This window comes from Pseudoalteromonas sp. T1lg24, from assembly GCF_002964745.1.
Classification (GTDB): domain Bacteria; phylum Pseudomonadota; class Gammaproteobacteria; order Enterobacterales; family Alteromonadaceae; genus Pseudoalteromonas; species Pseudoalteromonas spongiae.
Map to the genome: position 1 here is coordinate 607,835 of NZ_PQCB01000006.1, position 20,662 is coordinate 628,496.

At 40.7% G+C, this 20,662-nt stretch carries 18 protein-coding genes and 4 tRNA genes; 11 read left to right on the forward strand and 11 right to left on the reverse strand.

Features of this window, described 5'->3' with window-relative positions; translation table 11 throughout:
• The first annotated feature begins 89 nt into the window (after positions 1-89).
• A complete protein-coding gene (locus tag C2M30_RS05850; RefSeq protein WP_010561073.1) occupies positions 90-596 on the forward strand; it encodes a hypothetical protein in 507 nt (168 codons plus the stop codon).
• Positions 597-694: 98 nt separating this feature from the next.
• Here C2M30_RS05850 and C2M30_RS05855 read toward each other — a convergent pair whose 3' ends face one another.
• From C2M30_RS05855 to C2M30_RS05865, 3 genes are all read right to left on the reverse strand, one after another.
• Entirely contained in the window at positions 695-3,292 is a 2,598-nt protein-coding gene (locus C2M30_RS05855; RefSeq protein WP_158683331.1) for a hypothetical protein, read from the reverse strand.
• Positions 3,293-3,674: 382 nt separating this feature from the next.
• Positions 3,675-4,403: a substrate-binding periplasmic protein gene (locus C2M30_RS05860; protein WP_105170983.1), complete on the reverse strand. Its 729-nt coding sequence runs from the start codon at positions 4,401-4,403 to the stop codon at positions 3,675-3,677.
• 19 nt (positions 4,404-4,422) lie between these two features.
• Entirely contained in the window at positions 4,423-6,243 is a 1,821-nt protein-coding gene (locus C2M30_RS05865) for a cation:proton antiporter (protein ID WP_054979072.1), read from the reverse strand.
• A 197-nt stretch (positions 6,244-6,440) separates the two neighbouring features.
• Here C2M30_RS05865 and C2M30_RS05870 point away from each other — a divergent pair, with 197 nt between their 5' ends.
• Both C2M30_RS05870 and C2M30_RS05875 read left to right on the forward strand, forming a co-directional pair.
• The gene (locus tag C2M30_RS05870; protein ID WP_105170984.1) at positions 6,441-6,947 is read left to right on the forward strand and encodes a hypothetical protein; all 507 of its coding nucleotides are present in this window, start codon (positions 6,441-6,443) and stop codon (positions 6,945-6,947) included.
• Positions 6,948-7,195: 248 nt separating this feature from the next.
• Positions 7,196-8,050, forward strand: a complete 855-nt coding sequence (locus tag C2M30_RS05875) for a collagenase (protein WP_105170985.1) — start codon at positions 7,196-7,198, stop codon at positions 8,048-8,050.
• Positions 8,051-8,376: 326 nt separating this feature from the next.
• On the opposite strand, the gene C2M30_RS05885 is transcribed toward C2M30_RS05875, so the two are convergent.
• Positions 8,377-8,871 (reverse strand): GNAT family N-acetyltransferase, encoded by a 495-nt coding sequence (locus C2M30_RS05885; RefSeq protein ID WP_105170986.1) that lies wholly within the window; start codon positions 8,869-8,871, stop codon positions 8,377-8,379.
• A 96-nt stretch (positions 8,872-8,967) separates the two neighbouring features.
• Here C2M30_RS05885 and C2M30_RS05890 point away from each other — a divergent pair, with 96 nt between their 5' ends.
• The 5 genes from C2M30_RS05890 (at position 8,968) to C2M30_RS05910 (ending at position 12,581) form a co-directional block, all read left to right on the forward strand.
• Positions 8,968-9,546 (forward strand): glutathione S-transferase family protein, encoded by a 579-nt coding sequence (locus C2M30_RS05890; protein WP_105170987.1) that lies wholly within the window; start codon positions 8,968-8,970, stop codon positions 9,544-9,546.
• Between the two features lie 5 nt (positions 9,547-9,551).
• The gene (locus C2M30_RS05895) at positions 9,552-9,893 is read left to right on the forward strand and encodes a DUF2750 domain-containing protein (protein ID WP_105170988.1); all 342 of its coding nucleotides are present in this window, start codon (positions 9,552-9,554) and stop codon (positions 9,891-9,893) included.
• A complete protein-coding gene (locus C2M30_RS05900; RefSeq protein ID WP_199775874.1) occupies positions 9,886-10,446 on the forward strand; it encodes a GNAT family N-acetyltransferase in 561 nt (186 codons plus the stop codon). Before C2M30_RS05895 ends, C2M30_RS05900 begins: the two co-directional genes overlap by 8 nt.
• The gene (locus C2M30_RS05905; RefSeq protein WP_105170989.1) at positions 10,443-11,792 is read left to right on the forward strand and encodes an NAD(P)/FAD-dependent oxidoreductase; all 1,350 of its coding nucleotides are present in this window, start codon (positions 10,443-10,445) and stop codon (positions 11,790-11,792) included. The genes C2M30_RS05900 and C2M30_RS05905 overlap by 4 nt, the downstream gene beginning before the upstream one ends.
• Positions 11,793-11,906: 114 nt before the next feature.
• Positions 11,907-12,581, forward strand: a complete 675-nt coding sequence (locus tag C2M30_RS05910; RefSeq protein ID WP_105170990.1) for a hypothetical protein — start codon at positions 11,907-11,909, stop codon at positions 12,579-12,581.
• 21 nt (positions 12,582-12,602) lie between these two features.
• Here the strand turns inward: C2M30_RS05910 and C2M30_RS05915 are convergent, their stop codons facing one another.
• Complete coding sequence (locus C2M30_RS05915) at positions 12,603-13,484, reverse strand: hypothetical protein (protein WP_105170991.1); 882 nt, start codon at positions 13,482-13,484, stop codon at positions 12,603-12,605.
• A 124-nt stretch (positions 13,485-13,608) separates the two neighbouring features.
• On the opposite strand from C2M30_RS05915, the gene C2M30_RS05920 reads away from it, so the two are divergent.
• Positions 13,609-14,508 carry a phosphoribulokinase gene (locus C2M30_RS05920; RefSeq protein ID WP_100912614.1) on the forward strand — a complete coding sequence of 300 codons (900 nt, stop codon included), beginning with the start codon at positions 13,609-13,611 and terminating at the stop codon, positions 14,506-14,508.
• A 197-nt stretch (positions 14,509-14,705) separates the two neighbouring features.
• On the opposite strand, the gene C2M30_RS05925 is transcribed toward C2M30_RS05920, so the two are convergent.
• The 5 genes from C2M30_RS05925 to orn form a co-directional block, all read right to left on the reverse strand.
• A tRNA-Gly gene (locus tag C2M30_RS05925) sits at positions 14,706-14,781 on the reverse strand.
• Between the two features lie 51 nt (positions 14,782-14,832).
• Positions 14,833-14,908, reverse strand: a tRNA-Gly gene (locus C2M30_RS05930).
• 105 nt (positions 14,909-15,013) lie between these two features.
• Positions 15,014-15,089: transfer RNA gene (locus tag C2M30_RS05935), tRNA-Gly, on the reverse strand.
• Positions 15,090-15,227: 138 nt separating this feature from the next.
• Positions 15,228-15,303, reverse strand: a tRNA-Gly gene (locus tag C2M30_RS05940).
• A gap of 170 nt (positions 15,304-15,473) precedes the next feature.
• Positions 15,474-16,019 carry an oligoribonuclease gene (orn, locus tag C2M30_RS05945; RefSeq protein WP_105170992.1) on the reverse strand — a complete coding sequence of 182 codons (546 nt, stop codon included), beginning with the start codon at positions 16,017-16,019 and terminating at the stop codon, positions 15,474-15,476.
• 111 nt (positions 16,020-16,130) lie between these two features.
• On the opposite strand from orn, the gene rsgA reads away from it, so the two are divergent.
• Complete coding sequence (rsgA, locus tag C2M30_RS05950) at positions 16,131-17,186, forward strand: small ribosomal subunit biogenesis GTPase RsgA (protein ID WP_105170993.1); 1,056 nt, start codon at positions 16,131-16,133, stop codon at positions 17,184-17,186.
• Between the two features lie 54 nt (positions 17,187-17,240).
• A complete protein-coding gene (gene asd / locus C2M30_RS05955) occupies positions 17,241-18,149 on the forward strand; it encodes an archaetidylserine decarboxylase (protein ID WP_105170994.1) in 909 nt (302 codons plus the stop codon).
• Between the two features lie 40 nt (positions 18,150-18,189).
• Here the strand turns inward: asd and C2M30_RS05960 are convergent, their stop codons facing one another.
• A complete protein-coding gene (locus C2M30_RS05960) occupies positions 18,190-20,391 on the reverse strand; it encodes a M14 family zinc carboxypeptidase (RefSeq protein WP_158683332.1) in 2,202 nt (733 codons plus the stop codon).
• Positions 20,392-20,662: the final 271 nt, after the last annotated feature.

Below are 20,662 nucleotides of genomic sequence, written 5' to 3' on the forward strand. Positions count from 1 at the left end.
TTTAGTTTATTTTCATATTTTTACTTACTTATAGTTTAGAACATTGCGATATACTCGCAGTAAATAACGCGAATAATTGCGGAGAAATCATGAAAAAAGCACTGTTACTAGCGACGACTTTCGCCACTACTTTAACAGCCTGTGATCTGGCGGAAGATCCTAAGAAGGCATTGGAACGTCAATATTTTGCAGAGCACCAAGAGTTACAAGAAGTAATTGAAGCGATCCGTGCTCAAGGCATTGAAGCCGTTAAACAAGGCTCTGAGGCTGGCTCAGTTGCCGCATGTGTTGCTGGTAAGCTAGATGCAGACCCAATGGGCGCATTAGTTGAGGTAGAAGGTGCATTGCAGGATTCAATGGATTTATCTCAATTCATTGAAACCCTGTCAAACCTATCTGAACAAGAACTTTCCCTCGAAAGCCTGCCAGATCTTATCCGCCAAGGTGGCGATGTATTAACTTACGTAAAGCATATGTTATCGCAGTACGATGTTGCTGAAATTCAACAGCAAGCTTCTGAGTTAGTTGCTAATGGCAAAACAAAAACACAAGATTTAGGGCAGCACCTACGTTCGCTTGTAGAGCAATGTGAATAAGGATTGTTGTATCTTGCGTTAATATCACTAAATATTAGTGACGCTAATTCAAGTAAAATAAAAAAATGGTCAGCAATTGCTGACCATTTTTTTATTGATTAGTTATTATCTGGGTCGTCTTCAGGTTTTGTTTTAAACACCTTTTCCGGAGGTGGCTTAGGCGCCCAATCAGGATCGAGCTGTAAGTTAGAAAATGGTGACGATTTTTCGCTGTCATTTTTATCAGCTTCGCTTGCTTGATCAGTCTTGTTAAATTCATCGTCAATTTCATCATTCACTTGTTCTTTTAACGCACGCCAGCTTGATTTAGGTTGTTCATCTTGCGATTCACTTTCTACTGAAGGCGGCAAAATTTCATCGTCAGATTGTTCATCCATTTGCGCCTTAATTGCACGCCAACCGCCTTGATTTAGATCGCTACTATCATTCTCTGTACTTTCAACGCTATCACTGATAGTCGACTGATTATCAACTAGGTCTTGCTCTAGTGAATTGATATCAAAATCATTAAGATCTTGTTGTAAGCGTGTGTCAGGCTGTTCAAGAAGATCGTTATCAGCTGATAAATTACCTTGTTCTTGATCTAATTTGGTTTCAACTTGATCTAACATATCCGCATCATCGCGCGCTGGTAATTTTGGCTCTTCATCAAGAGCATCATCTTTTTGCTCTAACCCCGACAAAAACCCCTTACCCGCAGCAAGGCTTTGCGCCAACTCTTCTTCAAGCGAATATTCGCCATCTGCTTGCTCGTCGTTTTCCGCTGATTTGTCGTAGTGATTTAAATAATCAAACATACCGTCATCAACTGCACGTTTTGCCGCGCGGCGTTTAAATTCAGAGTGAGGAACCATGTTTTCAGGCGCATCGTCATCAGCTGACTTAAAATAATCGGGGTCAGTATATGCGGTAGCAGGTTCACTGCTACCTGGTGGCGATAAGCTATCATCATCCGGAGAGTGCACTTCAGGTTGACCTAATTCATCCTGTAATTCGTTAGATTGTGTGAGCGTTGCACTGTCATCCATTGGTTCATTATCGAACGTATTTCTCGTTGAGTCGCCATTATCCAAACCTGATGCACTGGCATGCTGTGTAGCGGCTTCGTTAAATGGCATATCGAATGATTCATCAGATGAAAGTGATTGCGTTGTTTTTTCGATTTCTGCATTGGTATCAGGCGTTAAGTCATTAGATAAATCGCTCTGATCTGACTCTAAAATACTTTCGTCCGATGTTGACGGCACGCTTGGCAGCTCAGCTTCATTATTTAATGACTCTTTGCTCTGAGCGCTTAGTGTCGGAGGTTGCATTTCATCATCACTAGTTTTCGGAGTTGCACTGCTAATATCGTCTAACTTTTCAGTAAACTGTTTTGCTTTATTGAGAATTGCATCAAGCTCTGCAATATGATCAACCGCCGGCTTATCAGCATCTTCTACACGATGAACATCTTGATTATCAGGCGCAATCTCAGAGACTGAGTTTTCATATGAGCCTGGTTCTGGGTAAACCGTTTCTTGCTGCTTTTCTTGCATTTCTTGTTCGGCAACTTCCGCTGGCGATGGCGCTGTAGTATCAAATTTAGGCTCATTGTGTCGATTCATATTCTCTTCACGTTGACGCTCTTCAGCACGTTTTTTCTCTTCTCGCTTCGCTTCGTTGTGGCTATCAATCAACGCCATCCATTCATCAACTTGCTGGTCGCTAAATCTCAGCTCTTTAAAGCCTAGAATGTATGGATTCACTTGTTTTTTATGCATCACTACAATTGGAAATTGTGATTTAAATACCGCCATATCGTTAAACGCGACAATCGGCTCTATTTCATCATTTAATCCTAAAATCTGTGCAACGGCGTGGCAGCATTGATTCACTACTTGTAATGGGCTTTCAAAACCAATAAGTTCTTCCCCAACTTGCTCTTTCCATTCTGGTAAGGTTGCGCTACCTATAATTGCGCCGCGCTGCTTTTGCGGCAGTACAACGAAAATGCCGTATTGCGATGCAATAACACTGTCTAATACTACTTCTTGACCATTTGCGAGTGTTACTTCAACACGTTGACGACGGAAGTATAAATCTGGGTCGAGTGCGCCTTTTGGTAACTTGTTCTTTTTCTTTTCAGCAACTTTTGAACCCATTGCAGCAATGTCTTTTGACATTTCTTGGGCTTTTTCTTTGGCTTTCTCTTTAATTTCGTCCATGCGTGAACGTACAAATTTCACATAAACAAATATGGCAACCAATACGACAAGCAATAAAATAATCGGCAGCATCATCGCTTCTAATAAGCTCGATTCTTCTACTGGAATATCATTTTGCCAGGTGACAGGAGCTCTTTTAACTGGCGCAGCAGGTTGAGCTTTAGGCGTTTCTTTTACTTCGGTTTGCGCTTTTGAGTCAAGTTCAACGGCCTGCTGTTCGTTGCTATTGGTTGCATCTTCATTATTAGTTAGCTCACCACTAGCATCTTCTTTGGTTTCAACAGTTTGTTGTTCTTGCTGCTTAGCTTCAATAGCTTCAAATCGCTCTTGTGCTAAACGCTTTTCTTCTTCACTTAAACTCGTTTGTTGCGTTTTTGCGCTTTCTGTTGCTTTATCTTCAACTACTTCAGGTTGATTACACAGGCGTTCATAGTCACGCTGAGCTCGGCGATAAGTTGGGTGGGTTTTGCTATGCTGATAATTGCTCATTTGTTGTTTCAGCAATATACAAGCAGCTGAATTGGCATTACTTTCTGACGAAAAAAATGCACAAAATAACACAATAGAAAGTAATAAAACTCTAACTTTACCCATCGACTATGTAACCAAACTTTAACCAAATTAACGACTTGTTATAAGCTTACGCATTTCACGCATTATTGCCAATATATCCGTTCGCAAATTTATCTAATTAAAGCAATATTTTTGATTTAAGTTCAGATATATAACCCATGAATAGTTCAAATTAAACAATAAAGGCTTTTTAGAACGCTTGGTTATATAAAAATAAAGGAGGGTTTACCAATTAACAACTATCGTTGACTTAACTAAAAACAAAATCAAAGGTAGCCAATGATTTTTCACAATTACGCTACTCAAGACCGAATTTTTTATTGTACTGTTCAAGTGCGGCTTGTACGCGATTAACAATTTCTTTGTCGGTTTTTTTACTAAAGGCGATGCAGGCTGAGCGGTCACTCACATTAGCTACTTCGAGACTACGCACAACATCAGTATATTGCCGTTTAATTCCCTTTAACGATTCAGACATTTCCCATTCAGATTGCACCAAAAAATCCACTCGCCCTGCAAGAAACTTTCTTAATTCGGCACTAGGATCGGCTGACACATCTAAATGCTGCCCTTCAATAAAACCTTTTTCGAGTAAGGTTTCATGGCTACGCGCATTGCGCCCAACTGAAATCACATAATTTTTCGCATCCTCAAGTGACGTAACATTAATATCATCACGCGTCGCAAGGTGAAACAAATACACTTTCACCGGTGCCATAAGCGGACACACCCATTGGTATTTATGCTCTCGTTCTGGCGTTCTAAAAATTGAATATAAAAGTGTATTTGTATCGTGTTCTGCCATACTCATGGCACGCGTCCAAGGGTAGCTTTGAATATCATATTTGTATCCCAAGCTATCGAGTATTGCTTTTACTTTTGTTGTTGAGCGACCGACGATAACGCCGTTATCGTCGGTATAATTAAATGGTCGCCACTCCTCAGTCACAACCGACAATGCAACCTCATCAGAGGCTTTCAGTTCATAACAAAATAGTAAAAGTAATACTGCCACAATTGAACGCACTGGCGAGTAGCTCCTTGCTTTATGTTGCCGCTTGATTAACTTGCGACTCTTTTAAAATAGACATTTTCGGCGGTTGTAGCGCAATAACAGAATCACCCTCTTCCGGTTTTTGTTCACCGCCAATTTGCACTGGTTCGATAAATTTTTGCTGACGCCAAATAAACAGCGGTATCGCATCTTTATTTACTTCCAAATAATCTTCCCAAGTAAATGCGTCTGCAATGCGTGTTGCACTGACTTTACCGCCTTTCGCTATCATGCCGGAAAGACGTGCAAACGTAGCATCTTGTGCAAATAAATTTTGGCGTGACAAGAAAGTCGCACTGTCTTTATTTGCTTTCGCGTGCACATCAGACGATTTCAATGAGAATACTTTATCCTCACCGATTAAATGCGCGAAATGTTGAATACCCAATGCGTTGTAAAGACGGTTTGGCGATAAGCCTAGCACTTTACTAATGTCAGTTAGCGGCAGATAACGTTCGGCATGCTCTGATTGCGGGTTACCGTAATAACAAGGAAAGCCATCCATGCGCGCCATTTTGCAGTTTTCCCATGCAGGATCTGAAAGGTAAACACTCACACCGATATCTTTAAGGCCCTTTGCTACTTCACGTGCCACATGGTTTGCACCAATAATCAGTACTGTTGCTGGTTCAGGCTGGCGCAGCTTTAACAACTTGGTAAGTGGTACAGCGGTTAAACTTTGCAAAACAACCGTCACAATAATAACGGTAAAGATAAGCGGCACTAACTTCTCTGAAGTAGGCACACCGGCTTTAACCATACTAAGTGCAAATACCGAACCTACCGCGGCAGCAACAATGCCACGGGGAGCGATCCAGCTAAGTAATGCACGGGCGCGATAATTGAGGTCTGACCCAAATGTTGACAACAAAATCGATAGCGGACGTGCCGCAAACAACACAAATGCCATAAAAATAAGTACATTGGCACCAAGTTGTTTAATATCGTCTACATGTAATCGCGCTGCGAGTAAAATAAACAAGCTTGAAATTAAGATCATTGATAAATCTTCTTTAAATTCAAGCACGGCATCAATTTCTAAGTCATCTTGGTTCGCCAGCCAAATACCAAAAACGGTTACGGCAAGTAATCCCGATTCGTGGCTAAGATAATTTGAAACACTGAAGGTTGCTAATACCAACGCTAAAATACCAAATTTATGCAATTCATACGGCAGCCACTGACGGCGAATTAATAAACTCGTAAACCAACCCGCAAAGAGACCCAGCGATAACCCCACCACTAATGTCATAAATAATGCGCCAAGTGTGTGGTTAAAAATACTTTCTTGGCCTGTCAACATTACCGCTTCGAATACTAGTACGGCGAATAAAGCACCAATAGGATCAATTACGATGCCTTCCCAACGTAATACTTTATCAATGTCTTTATGCGGCCTCATGGCATTTAATAACGGTGCGATAACCGTTGGGCCGGTTACAACTAGCACTGCACCAAGTACGGCAGCTACGCGCCAATCGAGGTCTAACACAAAATAAGCGGCGCAGCCGATCACCACAAACGATGCCAACATACCGATGGAGCACAGGTTGCGCACGACTTTTTCGAGCCCTTTTAATTCTCTAAAATGGAGGGTAAGTGCACCTTCAAATAAAATAACGGCAACGGCTAAGGAAATTATCGGAAACAGTAAGTCACCAAATAACGCATCTGGATCAATTACATTAAAACCAGGCCCTAATAAAAGACCGGTAACAAGTAGGAATAAAATAGCTGGTACTTTAAAAATCCATGCTAACCACTGCGCTGCTACTGAAAACAAAGCAACCAGTGCAATATATACCGCTGACATTGAGAATTCACAAATTTATAAATTGAATATTACAATAGTATATCTTGGATAATTAATTCTATAGCTTTTTCACAATAAAATTTTATTTCAAATCAAGTGTATTAACGTTTGCTTCCCACACCAACACTTGCATTCTAAAACACTCTCACGCTACAGTAATCGCAACGATTTAAGCCGTATTTTCAGCCAAATATTTCATGTTAAGCGCCAGCGAAAAAGAAAAAATTGAACTAGAGCATCAAGCAGCCAAGCTCTTTTTACGCCTGTATGAAAAACAATTTAACTTACCCATGCGCCATATTTGGCATAACCAACCGAGCAAACCTGATGTAAGCTGTTACCAAGGCGAAGATAAGCTCGATATTGAAATTGCCCACCTCTATGGCAGCGAGAAAGAAGCAATGGCAATTCTGCACCGAGAACTCAGCAGCGAAACCAAAGAAAACCTAAAAGCGCTTCTACTCGAGCCAATAGAAACTCGTTTAACCAAAGCTCTGCAGCGTATTTTAGCTAACAAAGCATTAAAACATTACGATTCAAAGCGCGTGTGGCTGGTGATCCGCAACGCAAATCCATTTTGGCGCAATGACGATATTCAAGCCCTGCAACATCATTTTGCTATGCCAACCCCACACCCATTCGAACAAGTTTGGATTATTGGCGATATGCAAGGGCACTCTGGTTTAACCCAAATTTATCCCTAGGAATTGTTGATCGTTACAATTTTATTTTTGCTCTCTTTGAGCGTTTTTGTTACTGCGTTCAATATGCGGCTAAGCAATTTAGGCGAATATCACGCAAAACTGCGCATCCTTCTCACACCCCTAATTGACATTCACCTAGCAAACAATGAGAAAAGTGTACGCAAGAGCACCTTGGGAAAACACTTAATTGACCAATGTAAATTAATTTGTTGTAATCATTTCAATCCCAAATTGAATACAATATACTAATGAAAAAATTAGCGCTGTTATCCAGCTTTTTATTTACAACTTATGCCTGTGCAGCTACGCCCAGTGTGAACGACGTTTTGGTCAATGTGAAAAATTGCAGTAAAACCATCGTACTGCGTCATCAAGCGCTTAGCAAAGAACAAGAAAACGCTGCATGTAAAATGCTGTCTGCACAAGAAGCACGTTTTCATAGTGTTTTTAATACTCAAGATAAGCCTGTAGCGAATGATAATAATCACCGCTTGCGAGCCAATATTTATCAAGATCGCGATGCCTATGTGCAGTATGTAACTGAACACTTTGATGTTCCAAGCGATAATGGCGGCATGTATTTGGAAGGTTTACCGCATTTACCCAATAACTCAGCTGAATTCGTCGCTTACCAAAAGAAAGGTCAAATTTGGAATTTAAGCCATGAGTATGTGCATTACCTAGATGGCCGCTTTAATATGTATGGTGACTTTTGCGCTAACCTACACGACTCTCATTCGGGTCCAGAGTATTGCCCAAAACCAGCACCGTTATTACCTCATTTAGTATGGTGGAGTGAAGGTATTGCTGAGTACATCGCAAAAGGTAAAGATAACGAACGCGCAGTAAAAGCAGCAAAAAAACAAATCATTCATCTAAGTGAACTATTTAACACCAGTTATGAGCAAAACGGTGGTTCTGAACGCGTTTATGTTTGGGGTTATTTAGCATCGCGCTATATGATGGAAAAACAGCGCGACAAAGTTGAACAAATGCTGGCACTAACGCGCAAAGGTCAATATACCCGCTACCAAGCGCTGGTGAAACAATGGGGTAAATCAATGGATAATGATTTTAGCCAATGGCTAGCAGAGCTTAAGTAGTAACTTCTCTAAGTTATCCCTAGGGTCTGTTGACCTTTCAAGTTCGTTTTTGCAGCAGTTTAATTGGGTTTTATACAAGGCAGAGGCTGCGTGGCATAGTTATTCTATGTGAGTCAGCCGATAACACAGTAGAAAGCCCAATCAAGCGCTGCCGAATGGTTCTTTTGAGCGCACTTTTCTCATTGTTGCTCGATATTCGCTTAGATTGCTAGGCCACATATCGAGCGCCGCGATAAAAGCACGCTCAAGCAGAACAAAATAGAACAGCAAAGATAAACAGACCCTAGCAAAGGCTTTAATGTTAAATATTAAAGCCTTTTTTAAACTTAATTTTCGCCTACTCGCTTACCTAAAATCGTTAAGCTGTATTCTTTATTATCCATTTTTGCCACATTTGGTAGCTCACCCCAAACGGCAAAATCATTTTTAATAAAAAGTCGCATGCTGGGTGTATTGTGGCTAAAAATAAATGCCAACAAACTTTTGATTTGAAGCTTAGGTGCAAGAGACTCTGCAAACTGCAATAACGTTTGCCCAATCTGCTTACCGCGCTGATTGCTGTCAACATAAATGGCAATTTCAACAGTACCATTATATGCAGGGCGACCGTAAAACGACTTAAAGCTTAACCAAGCAACCACCTGTTCATTATCTTCAACAACATAAATTGGCCGAGTGTCAGTATGGCTATCAAACCATGCTTGTTTACTTGCCACTGATTGTGGTTCGGTATCCGCGGTTACCATTCGACTGTCTATCGTTTGGTTATAAATGTCGACTATTGCGGGTAAATCGATTTGTTTTGCTATACGCGTTTTCATTTTAAGTTCTAAGTAAAATTGTCACTGCCAAGCCATAGTATCACTCGCCAAGACCTGATATAAATAACTAAATTTCATATTAAGCGAGAGCTACTTATGCAACTTTATGGTTCGCTAACCTCCCCTTATGTACGCCGCCTTCGCGCACTGGCTATCGAAAAAGATATCGAATTCGACTTTTTAAACCTGAATATTTTTGCCGAGAAAGACCGAGAAACCTTAGTTAAACTCAACCCAACGCGAAAAATTCCTATGTTGGTTGACGGTGAACAGGTGATTTTTGATTCAAACGTTATTTACCGTTACTTAGCCCAAAAATTAGATTTCCCCCCGTTAAGCTGGAACCAAGAAAATACACTGACTCTAATTAACTCTGCGAACGATTCATTGGTTGAGCTTTTAATTTGTCAGCGCTCAGAATTCGACACCAATGACGACAAACTGTTTTTCAATTTACAACGTGAGCGCGTTAACGGCGTTTTATCAGTATTAAATGATACCGCAGAACAAGATACATTTAGCGATTATAACTACGTCGCTTTATCACTGTTTTGCTTACTGGATTGGATTATCTTCAGAAATTTAACCGATTTGACTCGCTATAGTGCGCTTCAAGTATTCCATTCAGAACACAAAAATCGTGCTTCGAGTATCGAAACAGCACCAAGAGATTAGACACCATGAGCGAACATTTAGAACGCATTGATGACTTTGTAAACCAGTTAAAACAGTCACAACAAGCATTTGTACTATCAAGTGAAAGTGGTTTACTTATCGCGCAATCAGAATTTAATGATGAGCGCGATGCACTGTTAATTTGGTCATCATCAGAAATGGCGCAACAACAGTGCAAAGGCGAGTGGCAACACTTTAACGTTATCGAAATCAATTTTGATGATGTTTTAGATTTGTTACCGCACCTTAAAGAAGATGAGTTACTTATTGGTTTAGACTTAAGTGACGAACAAATCGCAATTGAGCTAGAAGCCGATTCATTGCTTGAAGCACTTTCAAATGATTAAAATTATCCCTCTTGGTGAACAGTATTATCAGCAAGCAATTGCACTTGCTAACTTAGTTCACGGCGACAACTACCTTGATTTAGCAAACTTAATTGAAATGCAAAACAAGGCTACCAAAAATGGTATCAATGCCAATTTTATTGCATTAGAAGATGATAACGTCGTGGGCCTACGCTTAAGTTATGCCGCCAATCAATGGCCACTTGATGAATGGTGTAGCCCGTCTTTATGGCCTTGCCAACAAGATAAAATGGCGTACTTTAAATGTATTGCCGTTGATCCTAATCAACAGGGTAAAGGCATTGGCCCTAAGCTATTAAATGCATCAATCGAAGCACTTAAGCAACAAGGTGCCAAAGCGGGTATTGGCCACTTATGGCAACAAAGCCCAGGCAATGGTGCGGTAAAATATTTTACTAATGCCGGCGGCAAATTGATTAAAGAGCATAAAAATCGCTGGTATAACTACAGCATTGAAGAGAATTATCACTGCACTATTTGCGGCGTACCTTGCTACTGCAGTGCGGCAGAAATGGTGATTGAATTTTCATGAGCCAGTTATACGATCCGTTACAACATCCCCACTGCCAAGGGCAAGTATTTGCCCCTAGTTATTGGGCCAGCACTATTGATTTGCCAACGGCTAAATCAAGCGTCACCAGTCAACAGCAGTTTGATGTTGCAATAATTGGCGGCGGTTATTCAGGACTATTAACTGCATATCATTTAGCAACTGAACATCACTTAGATGTATGCGTACTTGAAGCCAATCAAGTAGGTTTTGGTGCCAGTGCACGAAATGCAGGTTTTGTGCTTAAAGGCTCAGGTCGCCTAAGCTACCCTCAAATGACCGAGAAATGGGGAGTCGATGTTAGCAAAGGGATTTATGCCGAATTCAGTGATGCTGTAAATCGCGTCGAGCAACTTATTGCAAAACATGATATTGCATGTGATAAACAAGAAAACGGTTATTTAAAAATTGCACACAATCAAAATGCACTGCAAACCTTAAATGCCCAAGCTGAATATATTCAAACACACTTGCAAAATTCAAGCACACCGCCTTGCCAATGGCTGAGCCAAGACGAGCTCAGTGCGCACTACATGAAAAATCAACAAGCCTATGGTGCACTGCGCTACAGCGATAGCTTTGGTGTGAATCCATTAAAGTTATTACTTGGCTATCGTACTGCTATGCTTGAGAGCGGTGTCACCCTGTTTGAAAACGCGTTAGTTGAAAATATAACGGAAACAGCAAGTGGCTTTCAGTTGTACGTTAATAGCTGCCAACTAAGCTGCAATAAATTAGTTATCGCGGGCAATGCATACAATAGCAAACTAACACATAAGGCTATTAACAACCGATATCTGCCTATTTTAAGCAGTATATTTGTCTCTAAGCCACTTACAGCACAACAATTAGCAGAATCAGGCCTGCAAACCAACCAAGTGTGTATGGACACGCGAACACTAAAATACTATTACCGATTATTGCCAGACAAACGGCTTTTATTCGGTGGTCGCGGCGCTGTTTATGCCAAACATCAAAATAAATCGGTGTATTTAGCCAACTTAAAAAAGGGCCTAAGCGATTGTTTTCCAAGCCTTGGTAATATCGAGCATGATTATTACTGGAATGGTTTTATTGCTGCTGCTCTCGATGATATGCCGCACATTAATTTTGACGGTAAGCTTGGCTTTATACTGGGTTATTGTGGTGCAGGCGTGTCGTTTAGTGCACAGGCAGGCTATCGCATGGCACAAATGGTAGCAGGTAAAACAGTACCAAACTTACCTCTTTACAACACTCCTCTACCCTACTTACCTTTTCCGCATTTTAGACGGTTAGGGCAGTTTGCTTATTATCAATATGCACAAGTGAAAGACCGCTTTTATTAAATGGTGCGCTTATGCGCATTATTTAACGATTTCACTCAGTAACAACCTAAACCCTAGTTATTCCACCAATATTTGCTAAAATAGTCGCTAACTCATTCATTTATTGGATATTCAGTGAAAACCCATTTAGGCCGCCGCCCGTTTACTAATATGGAAATTCATACCTTATTCAAAGGGTATATTTATGGCGACCACAAAATGCCGCGAGAACAAGCTAAGCATTGGCATTTTTGGCTGCCATTAATAAGCTATTACACCGGCACATTTAGTGACGAAATTGGTCAACTCACACTGGATAATGTAACGAAGCATGATGGTCATTACTTTTTTGACTTTCATACCAATAACAAAATAAAACCACGCCGTATTCCTGTACACCCCATGCTTATTGAGCATGGTTTTTTAGACTACCTTCACTTTTTAAAGCAACAAGGGCAACAACGCTTAATGTTCGACTTGCCTGCTAAGTCTGGCCGTTACAGTGAAAAAGTGCGCATATGGTTCTCAGGTGAAGGTGAACGTGCGGGTTACTTGCAAAAATGCCACATCCCAAATATTGATTTAGACGGCAGAAAAGCAGCCATTAGCTCGTTTCGATTAAACTTTGAAGCACAAATTCGCATTTCATCCATTCAAGCTGGTAGCAAAGATGCATTTAATTATTTAATGGGGTTTAAGGACTACGCACACTCTGAATTCGAAAACAGCAAATTATTGTGGCAGATTATCCGTGGTGTGAGAGCGCTGCCAGGCAGTATTTCATGGCAACGCTTTTGTGATAGACACTAGGCACGATTTTTAACCCCAAAACTAACTTCTATCACAGACAAAAGCCAATAACTCAGTCTCTTTTTGATATTTTAATCGTGTAATTTTATGTTCGCAGTGTGCACTTAAATCAAGCCATTTGCTTGGCTTTTTAGCACTGTTTAATGACCAACGATAAATTACATTGCCTTCCCCATAAATCAACGCATCATCACCTTGCCAAGCGTAATAATCAACACCTTCGGGCAGCTGTAATACAGGTTTAAATGAATGCTCTTCGCTATTAAATAACGTAATCCACTGCTGATTATTTTTATATTGGCTAAACGAGTACACATTTAGCGTTTGATTAAACGCTAAAGTACGACCTATATTGCCAGCAACAGGTTTACCAGTTTGTTTTTGTGTATTACCAAAATAAAGGGAATGTGGCTCTCCAAGCACAAAAGTAATTAAATCGTAATTTTTTCCCCAAGCGTGATAGCCAATTTTGCCTACTTCCTTGCGTAATAATTTGGCAGGCTTTGGCTTATTTAAACCGTATTGCCACAATTCTTGGCTACCATCATGTCCTTCTAAAATAACTGAAAAGCTGTCTTCATTTGGCACTTTTGTTGGCGAATATTCACTAACTTTGGTGTTGGTTAAATTCGTTGTTTGCTTGGTTTTGAAATCGTAAAGCATTACGTCTGTTTGCCACGATTCACCCGTCTGTAGCCCTGTGGTATAAAGCAACCCACCATCAATAAAGTTAGGTTGATTATCGTACCCAAAGCGGTTAGAGATATTTTGAGCGCTAACGAGTTTATTATTGTTGAGTTTAACTAAAAACACATCGGTATTTGGTAAACTCGATGCTGTATTACTAGCAAAAACAGTGCTACATACAGATGCCAAAAAAGCAAAGATCACGGTTTTTTTCATTATTATTTTCAAACTATTATGCGTGTTTTTTCCATTAATATCACAGCTATTATAATAAAGACAAACTTGACCAATCACTGCCGCCCAGATATAAACACATAAACAACTAAAAATAGTGTGCTCTATGTCAGCCAAACACCCCATTATTGCAATCACAGGTTCATCCGGTGCAGGAACGACCACATCAACCAATGCAATTAAACACATCTTCCGCAGTTTAAATATTAATGCGGCATTTGTTGAGGGGGATAGCTTTCACCGCTATACACGCCCTGAAATGGATAAGCGTATTCGCGAAGCGCATCAAGAAGGCAAGCATATTAGCTATTTTGGCACAGAGGCCAACGATCTTGCGTCATTAGAACAGTTATTTACTGACTACGGCAATACTGGTTCGGGTAAAAGCCGCCGCTATTTGCATACCTTTGACGAAGCTGTTCCTTACAACCAGCTACCCGGCACATTTACACCGTGGCAAGACCTTGAAAATGACACTGATATTTTATTCTATGAAGGATTACATGGTGGCGCAGTAGACAACGATGTTGATGTTGCACGCCATGTTGATTTGCTAATCGGTATGGTTCCTATCATTAACCTTGAATGGATCCAAAAACTTATTCGCGATACACAAGACCGAGGCCATTCACATGAAGCTGTAATGGGCTCTATCGTTCGTTCTATGGATGATTATATTAACCATATTACACCACAGTTTTCTCGCACCCATATTAACTTTCAGCGTGTGCCAACGGTTGATACATCAAACCCATTTAGCGCAAAAGATATCCCGTCACTTGATGAAAGCTTTGTGGTTATTCGTTTTCGCGGCATTGATGATGTAGATTTTCCGTACTATTTGCAAATGATCAATGGTGCGTTTATGTCACGTATGAATACCATGGTGGTACCTGGCGGAAAAATGGGCTTAGCAATGGAGCTGATCCTGCGACCGCTTATTGAAGATATCATTAATAAAAAACGTGCTTTGCAAGATTTAAGGCAAAACTCTTTGCCAATTTAAAGCTAAATTTGAGATTTCAGATTTCAGATTTCAGATTTCAGATTTCAGATTTCAGATTTCTAAATATAGCTTAAATTATTTTCCAACTCTGAAATCTTTTTATCTAATTTCTACACAAACTAAAATAAAGTTAGAATTTTGGGTTCTAAAATCTATAGCCTGGCGGCTCATTTATCAGGATTTACTTGAAGAATAGTTGGAGCGAGTAACGAGGTTCGAACTCGTGACCTCGACCTTGGCAAGGTCGCGCTCTACCAGCTGAGCTATACTCGCGTCACGATATGCATTTTAGTATTTTTGGAGGAGGAACACTATCCAAAATTTTGGAGCGAGTAACGAGGTTCGAACTCGTGACCTCGACCTTGGCAAGGTCGCGCTCTACCAGCTGAGCTATACTCGCATTCCATGTAAACCGTTTTTTAACTTGGTTATAGCGCGACTTGTCGCACCTATTACCTCGAGCAGCTAAACTATACTCGCATTACATAATGCATTTTTGAATGATTGGAGCGAGTAACGAGGTTCGAACTCGTGACCTCGACCTTGGCAAGGTCGCGCTCTACCAGCTGAGCTATACTCGCATAATCATGCAGATATAAGATTAAAACGTTCTGGTTGTCTTAATCTATTGTATTTGGAACGAGTAACTAGGATTGAACTCTTGATATTAAAGTTCGACCTTGGCATAACCAAGTACCTATTAACACTTTCCAAAAATTTGGAGCGAGTAACGAGGTTCGAACTCGTGACCTCGACCTTGGCAAGGTCGCGCTCTACCAGCTGAGCTATACTCGCATTCCATACCAACCGTTTTTTAGCTTAGCATTAGCGCAACCTTAGTCGCATCTATCACCTCGAGCAGCTGAACTGTACTCGCATACCAATGCTTAAAGTCTTTTATCGTCTAAGCGGGGCGTGATTTTACATAAAGAATTTAGCTTTGCAAGCAGCAAAGCTAAAATTTTTTAAATTTTGAAGATATTTTGGCGATAAACACGTAATTCAGCGATTGATTCACGAATATCATCAAGCGCTAAGTGTGTGCCTTGCTTTTTAACAAGGTTAAGCATGTCTGGCGACCAACGTCTTACTAGCTCTTTAATTGAGCTAACGTCAATGTTGCGATAGTGAAAGTAATCTTCCAATTCGCGCATATACACGTTTAAAAAGCGTCGATCTTGTCCAATTGAGTTGCCACACATTGGCGAAACACCTTTTGGCACCCACTTTTCGAGAAATGTGATGGTTTCGCGAATTGCCATTTCTTCGCTGTGCTTACTTTTGCGAACACGCTCAGTTAAACCCGAGTTACCGTGTTGATTAGTGCACCACTCGTCCATACCGGCCAGTACTTCCTCTGACTGATGGACTGCAATTACAGGGCCTTCAGCTAAAACATTAAGCTCAGAGTCTGTTACTACTGTAGCAATTTCTAAGATGCGATCTTGGCTTGGCTCTAATCCGGTCATTTCCAAATCAAGCCAAATTAAATTAGATTCATGAAAAGCCATAACTACCTAGCGGTGCTTTCCTTTCGATTTAATGAATTTGGATATATCATATTATGCTTCTTCAATAGATAAAACGCTTTTTTTAAGTGTTATTTAAGTTATAGGCTAAAAGTGGCAAAACGGAAAAAACTCAGCAAAGGTCAATCTCGCAGAATTAGCGCAAACCATCAAAAGCGTTTAAAGCAGGCTAAAGGCAATCAGCAGCCTGAAGAGCAATCTTGGCAAAGCGATAATCTTGGTCCGCAACAAAACGCCAGAGTGATCAGCCGCTTTGGTCAACATGCTGATATTGAAACAGCTGACGGCGAAATCCTACGCTGTAATATTCGCCGTACGATTAAAAGCCTTGTTTGCGGTGACAACGTTATTTTTCGTCCAGCAAAAGTAAGCGAAGGTGATTTAGCAGGGGTAATTGAACTTGTTGAAGAACGCACCAGCCAGCTTACGCGCCCAGACTTTTACGACGGTGTAAAAGTAGTTGCCGCCAATATTGACCAAATTTTAATGGTATCGGCCGTATTACCGGAATTTACTCCCAACATCATCGACCGCTACTTAGTTGCCTGCGAAGATATGGGAATAGAGCCAATTTTAGTGCTTAATAAAGTTGATTTACTCGATAACGAAGGCATTGAATACTTAGATGAAGTACTCGATATTTATCGCGATATTGGCTACCAAGTTTATTTTATTAGTAATAAAACAGGCCAAGGCGTCGAAGAGCTTAAAGCATTATTAAAAGATAAAAGCAGCATTTTTGTTGGCCAGTCAGGTGTTGGTAAGTCAACACTAGTGAACAGCCTATTACCCGACGCGAATATCTTAACCCAAGAAGTATCTGAAGTTTCAGGCTTAGGTCAGCACACTACAACGGTTTCAACGCTGCATCATTTAGCTTCAGGCGGTGATTTAATCGACTCACCTGGAATTCGAGAATTTGGCTTATGGCATTTAGAAAATGACCGCGTAACTTGGTGCTTTAAAGAGTTCCGTGAGTTTATTGGTGGCTGTAAATTTAGAGACTGTAAACACCTTGATGACCCGGGTTGCATTATTCGTGAAGCCGTTGACGAAGGTAAAATCAGCGAATTACGCTTTGATAGCTACCATCGCATTTTAGAATCAATGGAAGATGGTCGTGCAGGTGCGCGCAATCCAAGAGTATAGAGTCATTCAACAACTTGATGTAAAATACGAAAAATTTTTTAGGGATACGACCTCGTGAGTTTAGATAAATTCAAAATTGGCGCGCAGTACGCCATGCCAAAACACCTTATATCTCGCTTAGTGGGTAAATTAGCAGCAGCACAAGCAGGCAAGCTAACCACCAGCTTAATTAAAGGCTTTATTAAGCAATACGGCATAGATATGAGCGAAGCCAAATACGAAGATCCGGCTCACTATAAAACCTTTAACGAATTTTTCACTCGTCCATTAAAAGACGGCCTGCGCCCAATTGCGGAAGATAAAGACATTATCGCTCACCCTGTAGACGGTAAAATTTCGCAACTTGGTGACGTAGTTGATGATCGCTTGATTCAAGCAAAAGGCCACGACTTTAGCTTACAAGAATTACTTGGCGGTGATGAAAATGTAGCAGCGCCGTTTCAAGGCGGTAAATTTGCAACGATTTACTTAGCTCCAAAAGACTACCACCGCATTCATATGCCAATTGGCGGTAAACTGCGCAAAATGGTGTATGTACCGGGTGATTTATTCTCGGTAAACCCACTTACCGCTGAAAATGTACCAAACTTATTCTCTCGCAATGAGCGTGTAGTTGCTATTTTTGATACTGAAATTGGCCCTCTTGCTATGGTATTAGTGGGTGCAACCATTGTAGCTAGCATCGAAACTATTTGGGCTGGCACAGTAACACCACCAGCAGGTAAAGACGTATTCACATGGGATTACCCTGAAAATGGCCATAATCAACTTATTTTAAATAAAGGTGATGAAATGGGCCGCTTTAAATTGGGCTCTACCGTTATCTTAGCTTGGGGTTCTGAAGTAGCAGACTTCCTTGATGGTGAAGTTGCTGGCACGGTAACGCGCATGGGTACGCCATTTGCGAAAATCAAAAATAAAGAGGAGCAAAGCGAACCAGCTGAAACCCCTACTGAAGATTAATCAGTATTAAAGTCAAAAAAGGGAGCAACCGCTCCCTTTTTTAATTTTTTACGCGCTTTCTTCTTATCAATGCGCCAGCAGTAAGAATAAACAACATTAACCATGAGTTACTGCCAGAAGACTCTTTTTTAACGTCATCAGGTACCTCTGGAAGAGGCACAGGATCTGGTTCTGCCTCAACTTGTAAATCAAACTCATAACGCGCCGCTTGCTCATGTTCATCAGTTACTACTAACTCAACTTTATAGCTGCCTGATTGAGAGAAGTTATGCGAGAATACCATGCCACTCGCCGATGCGTCTTCCGCTTTCCAAGCATAGCTTAACGTGTTGCTATCAGCATCTGTACTAAGCGATGCATCAAACTCACACGCTAAATAGTTACACCGGTGTGAAGCAACTACTTCTGGCGCAAATAACCCTGTAACATTAAAGTCTATAGCTAAGCTATTTGACACACCAATCGAGTTAGTCACAACAAGGGTTGCAGAATAGTCACCAAGTGAAGGTAATATATGTGTCGCCTCTTCCCCTTCGAGCACATCACCGCTAGACAGTTGCCATTTGTAGTTGAAGCCACTTACTGGGTTTTCCACATTAAATTGGCATTTAGCGCCAGAACACACAACGTTTCCTGCGACACTTGGCGGATTCGTATCAATACTTTGTGCCGTAATCGTGCCCCAATAGCCATCACTATCCTGCGCTTGCATATACACAATTGCTTTTTTGTCGAGTAGTTGATTGTTGTTAATCACAATCTCAAACTGCTCAGTGATGCTATCTGCGTTACCATCACTAAACATCGCCAGCTGTTGATTGTCATCTGACACCAGCTGATTAACCGCATACCTTACCTTAGAAATATTTTGCATTGGCCAGGAGCTATTGTTTTTAAAGCGCGTATCCGTTGCGTTCGCTTTTAAAACTATTTGCTGCTGCGCATTCAACGCCAAATTTATATCAGCAATATCTGGGCCCTGTGTTAACTGATAAGGCGCTTTTGTTACCTTAGCTGCATAAAGTAGTGCCTTTAAGTTATCTGGCTTGATTAACGCACCATAATAACCACATGATTGGAAAAACGCGGTACCTAATTCAAAGGTAATATGCGCAATACCAAGTTCACCATAAGCTAAATTATCTGAAGTACCATCGGTCGGATATAAACCTACCGATTGCATTGGCCGATAGTCATTAAAATACGCAAGTTTTCGACCTAACGATTCTAACCCTTTGGCATTTGGCGCAGCATCATAACTGCCACCCCAAGGCCATAGAATAAGCTGACTGTAGCTGTGAATGTCTAAATACAAGCCTTGAGTATTTTCAGGCGCTGCATCGCTAATATTTGGCCCGCGTTGATCAGGGAAAATACTACGAACATAGCTCTCAACTGCGGCCACTTCAGGCTCTGAACCTGGGCTATCTCCCCGATACGTTGCAGAGCACGCATCACCACTAGAGCCGCCATCAACCGAGCCCCAGCCAGAGCTAAAGTTACGATTTAAATCAACACCAACATTGGCCTCTAAACAATGATTTTCGTTAACATTTTTACGCTGAGAAACGCCTGTTTCCGCAATTTTTCGTCCATCAGGGTTTGTTTGAAAGAGAATATGAATTTGTTGTGTTTCTAAAATCCAGTTGATATCGGCATTGGTTTCGCGCTCTGCTAATAACTGTTTGGCAAAATCTAATGTCAGCGCGGCTGTAGCTAGCTCGCGGGCATGCATGGCACTTTGAATAAATAAAATTGGCGGGTTAACTAAATCTTTTTTACCGATTTTTAAAACTTTTAAATCGTAGCCTTCGCCTTTATTTTGCTTTTGCCATGAATCACCAATATCTACCAGTTCTGTGTATTCAGGGTGAGCCGCAACTAAATCATCCACTTGCTGAAAAGTTTCTTCAACCGTTGCGTAACAGCTAAAACCGGGTATTCCTGTGCTATTGTTAGTCAATTTATCAAAGATATTTTGTTGCTTGGTTAAAAATTGCTTTGCCAGATTATTTGCTGGTTGCAATGTGGCGCCAAAGCGTTTTAGTAAGGATTGTTCTTCATTGGAGAGTGTAAACAACACACCATTTGGACGATCGCCAATTAAGTTATGATGCAAACTTATCTTAGCTTTGGCTTCAATATCTGAATTAGGAAAAGTGACTAAAAAATGCTGCGATTGCTGTGCATACGAATTAACCGCACCGAGCATTAACCCTGAAATTAATAATTTTCTAAGCATGTTCCCTCCAATTAGCATGAATACCAATTCACTTAACTAGCTGATCATCCTAGCGGACTAAATATCATGCTAACTGCGTTATAATTTATCAATGTAGAACAACTACATAAGATAAATTTCGCCTTGTTACCATTTCATTTATCCAACGCTACCCCTGATCACATACTTAACAGAATTGGTATTAGCTAAAATACCTAATTTGGGTAAAAACACAAACACCATAACGTTGGGAAATGTAAATAAAAGGTAGTTTTACGTAGAATCGTATCGC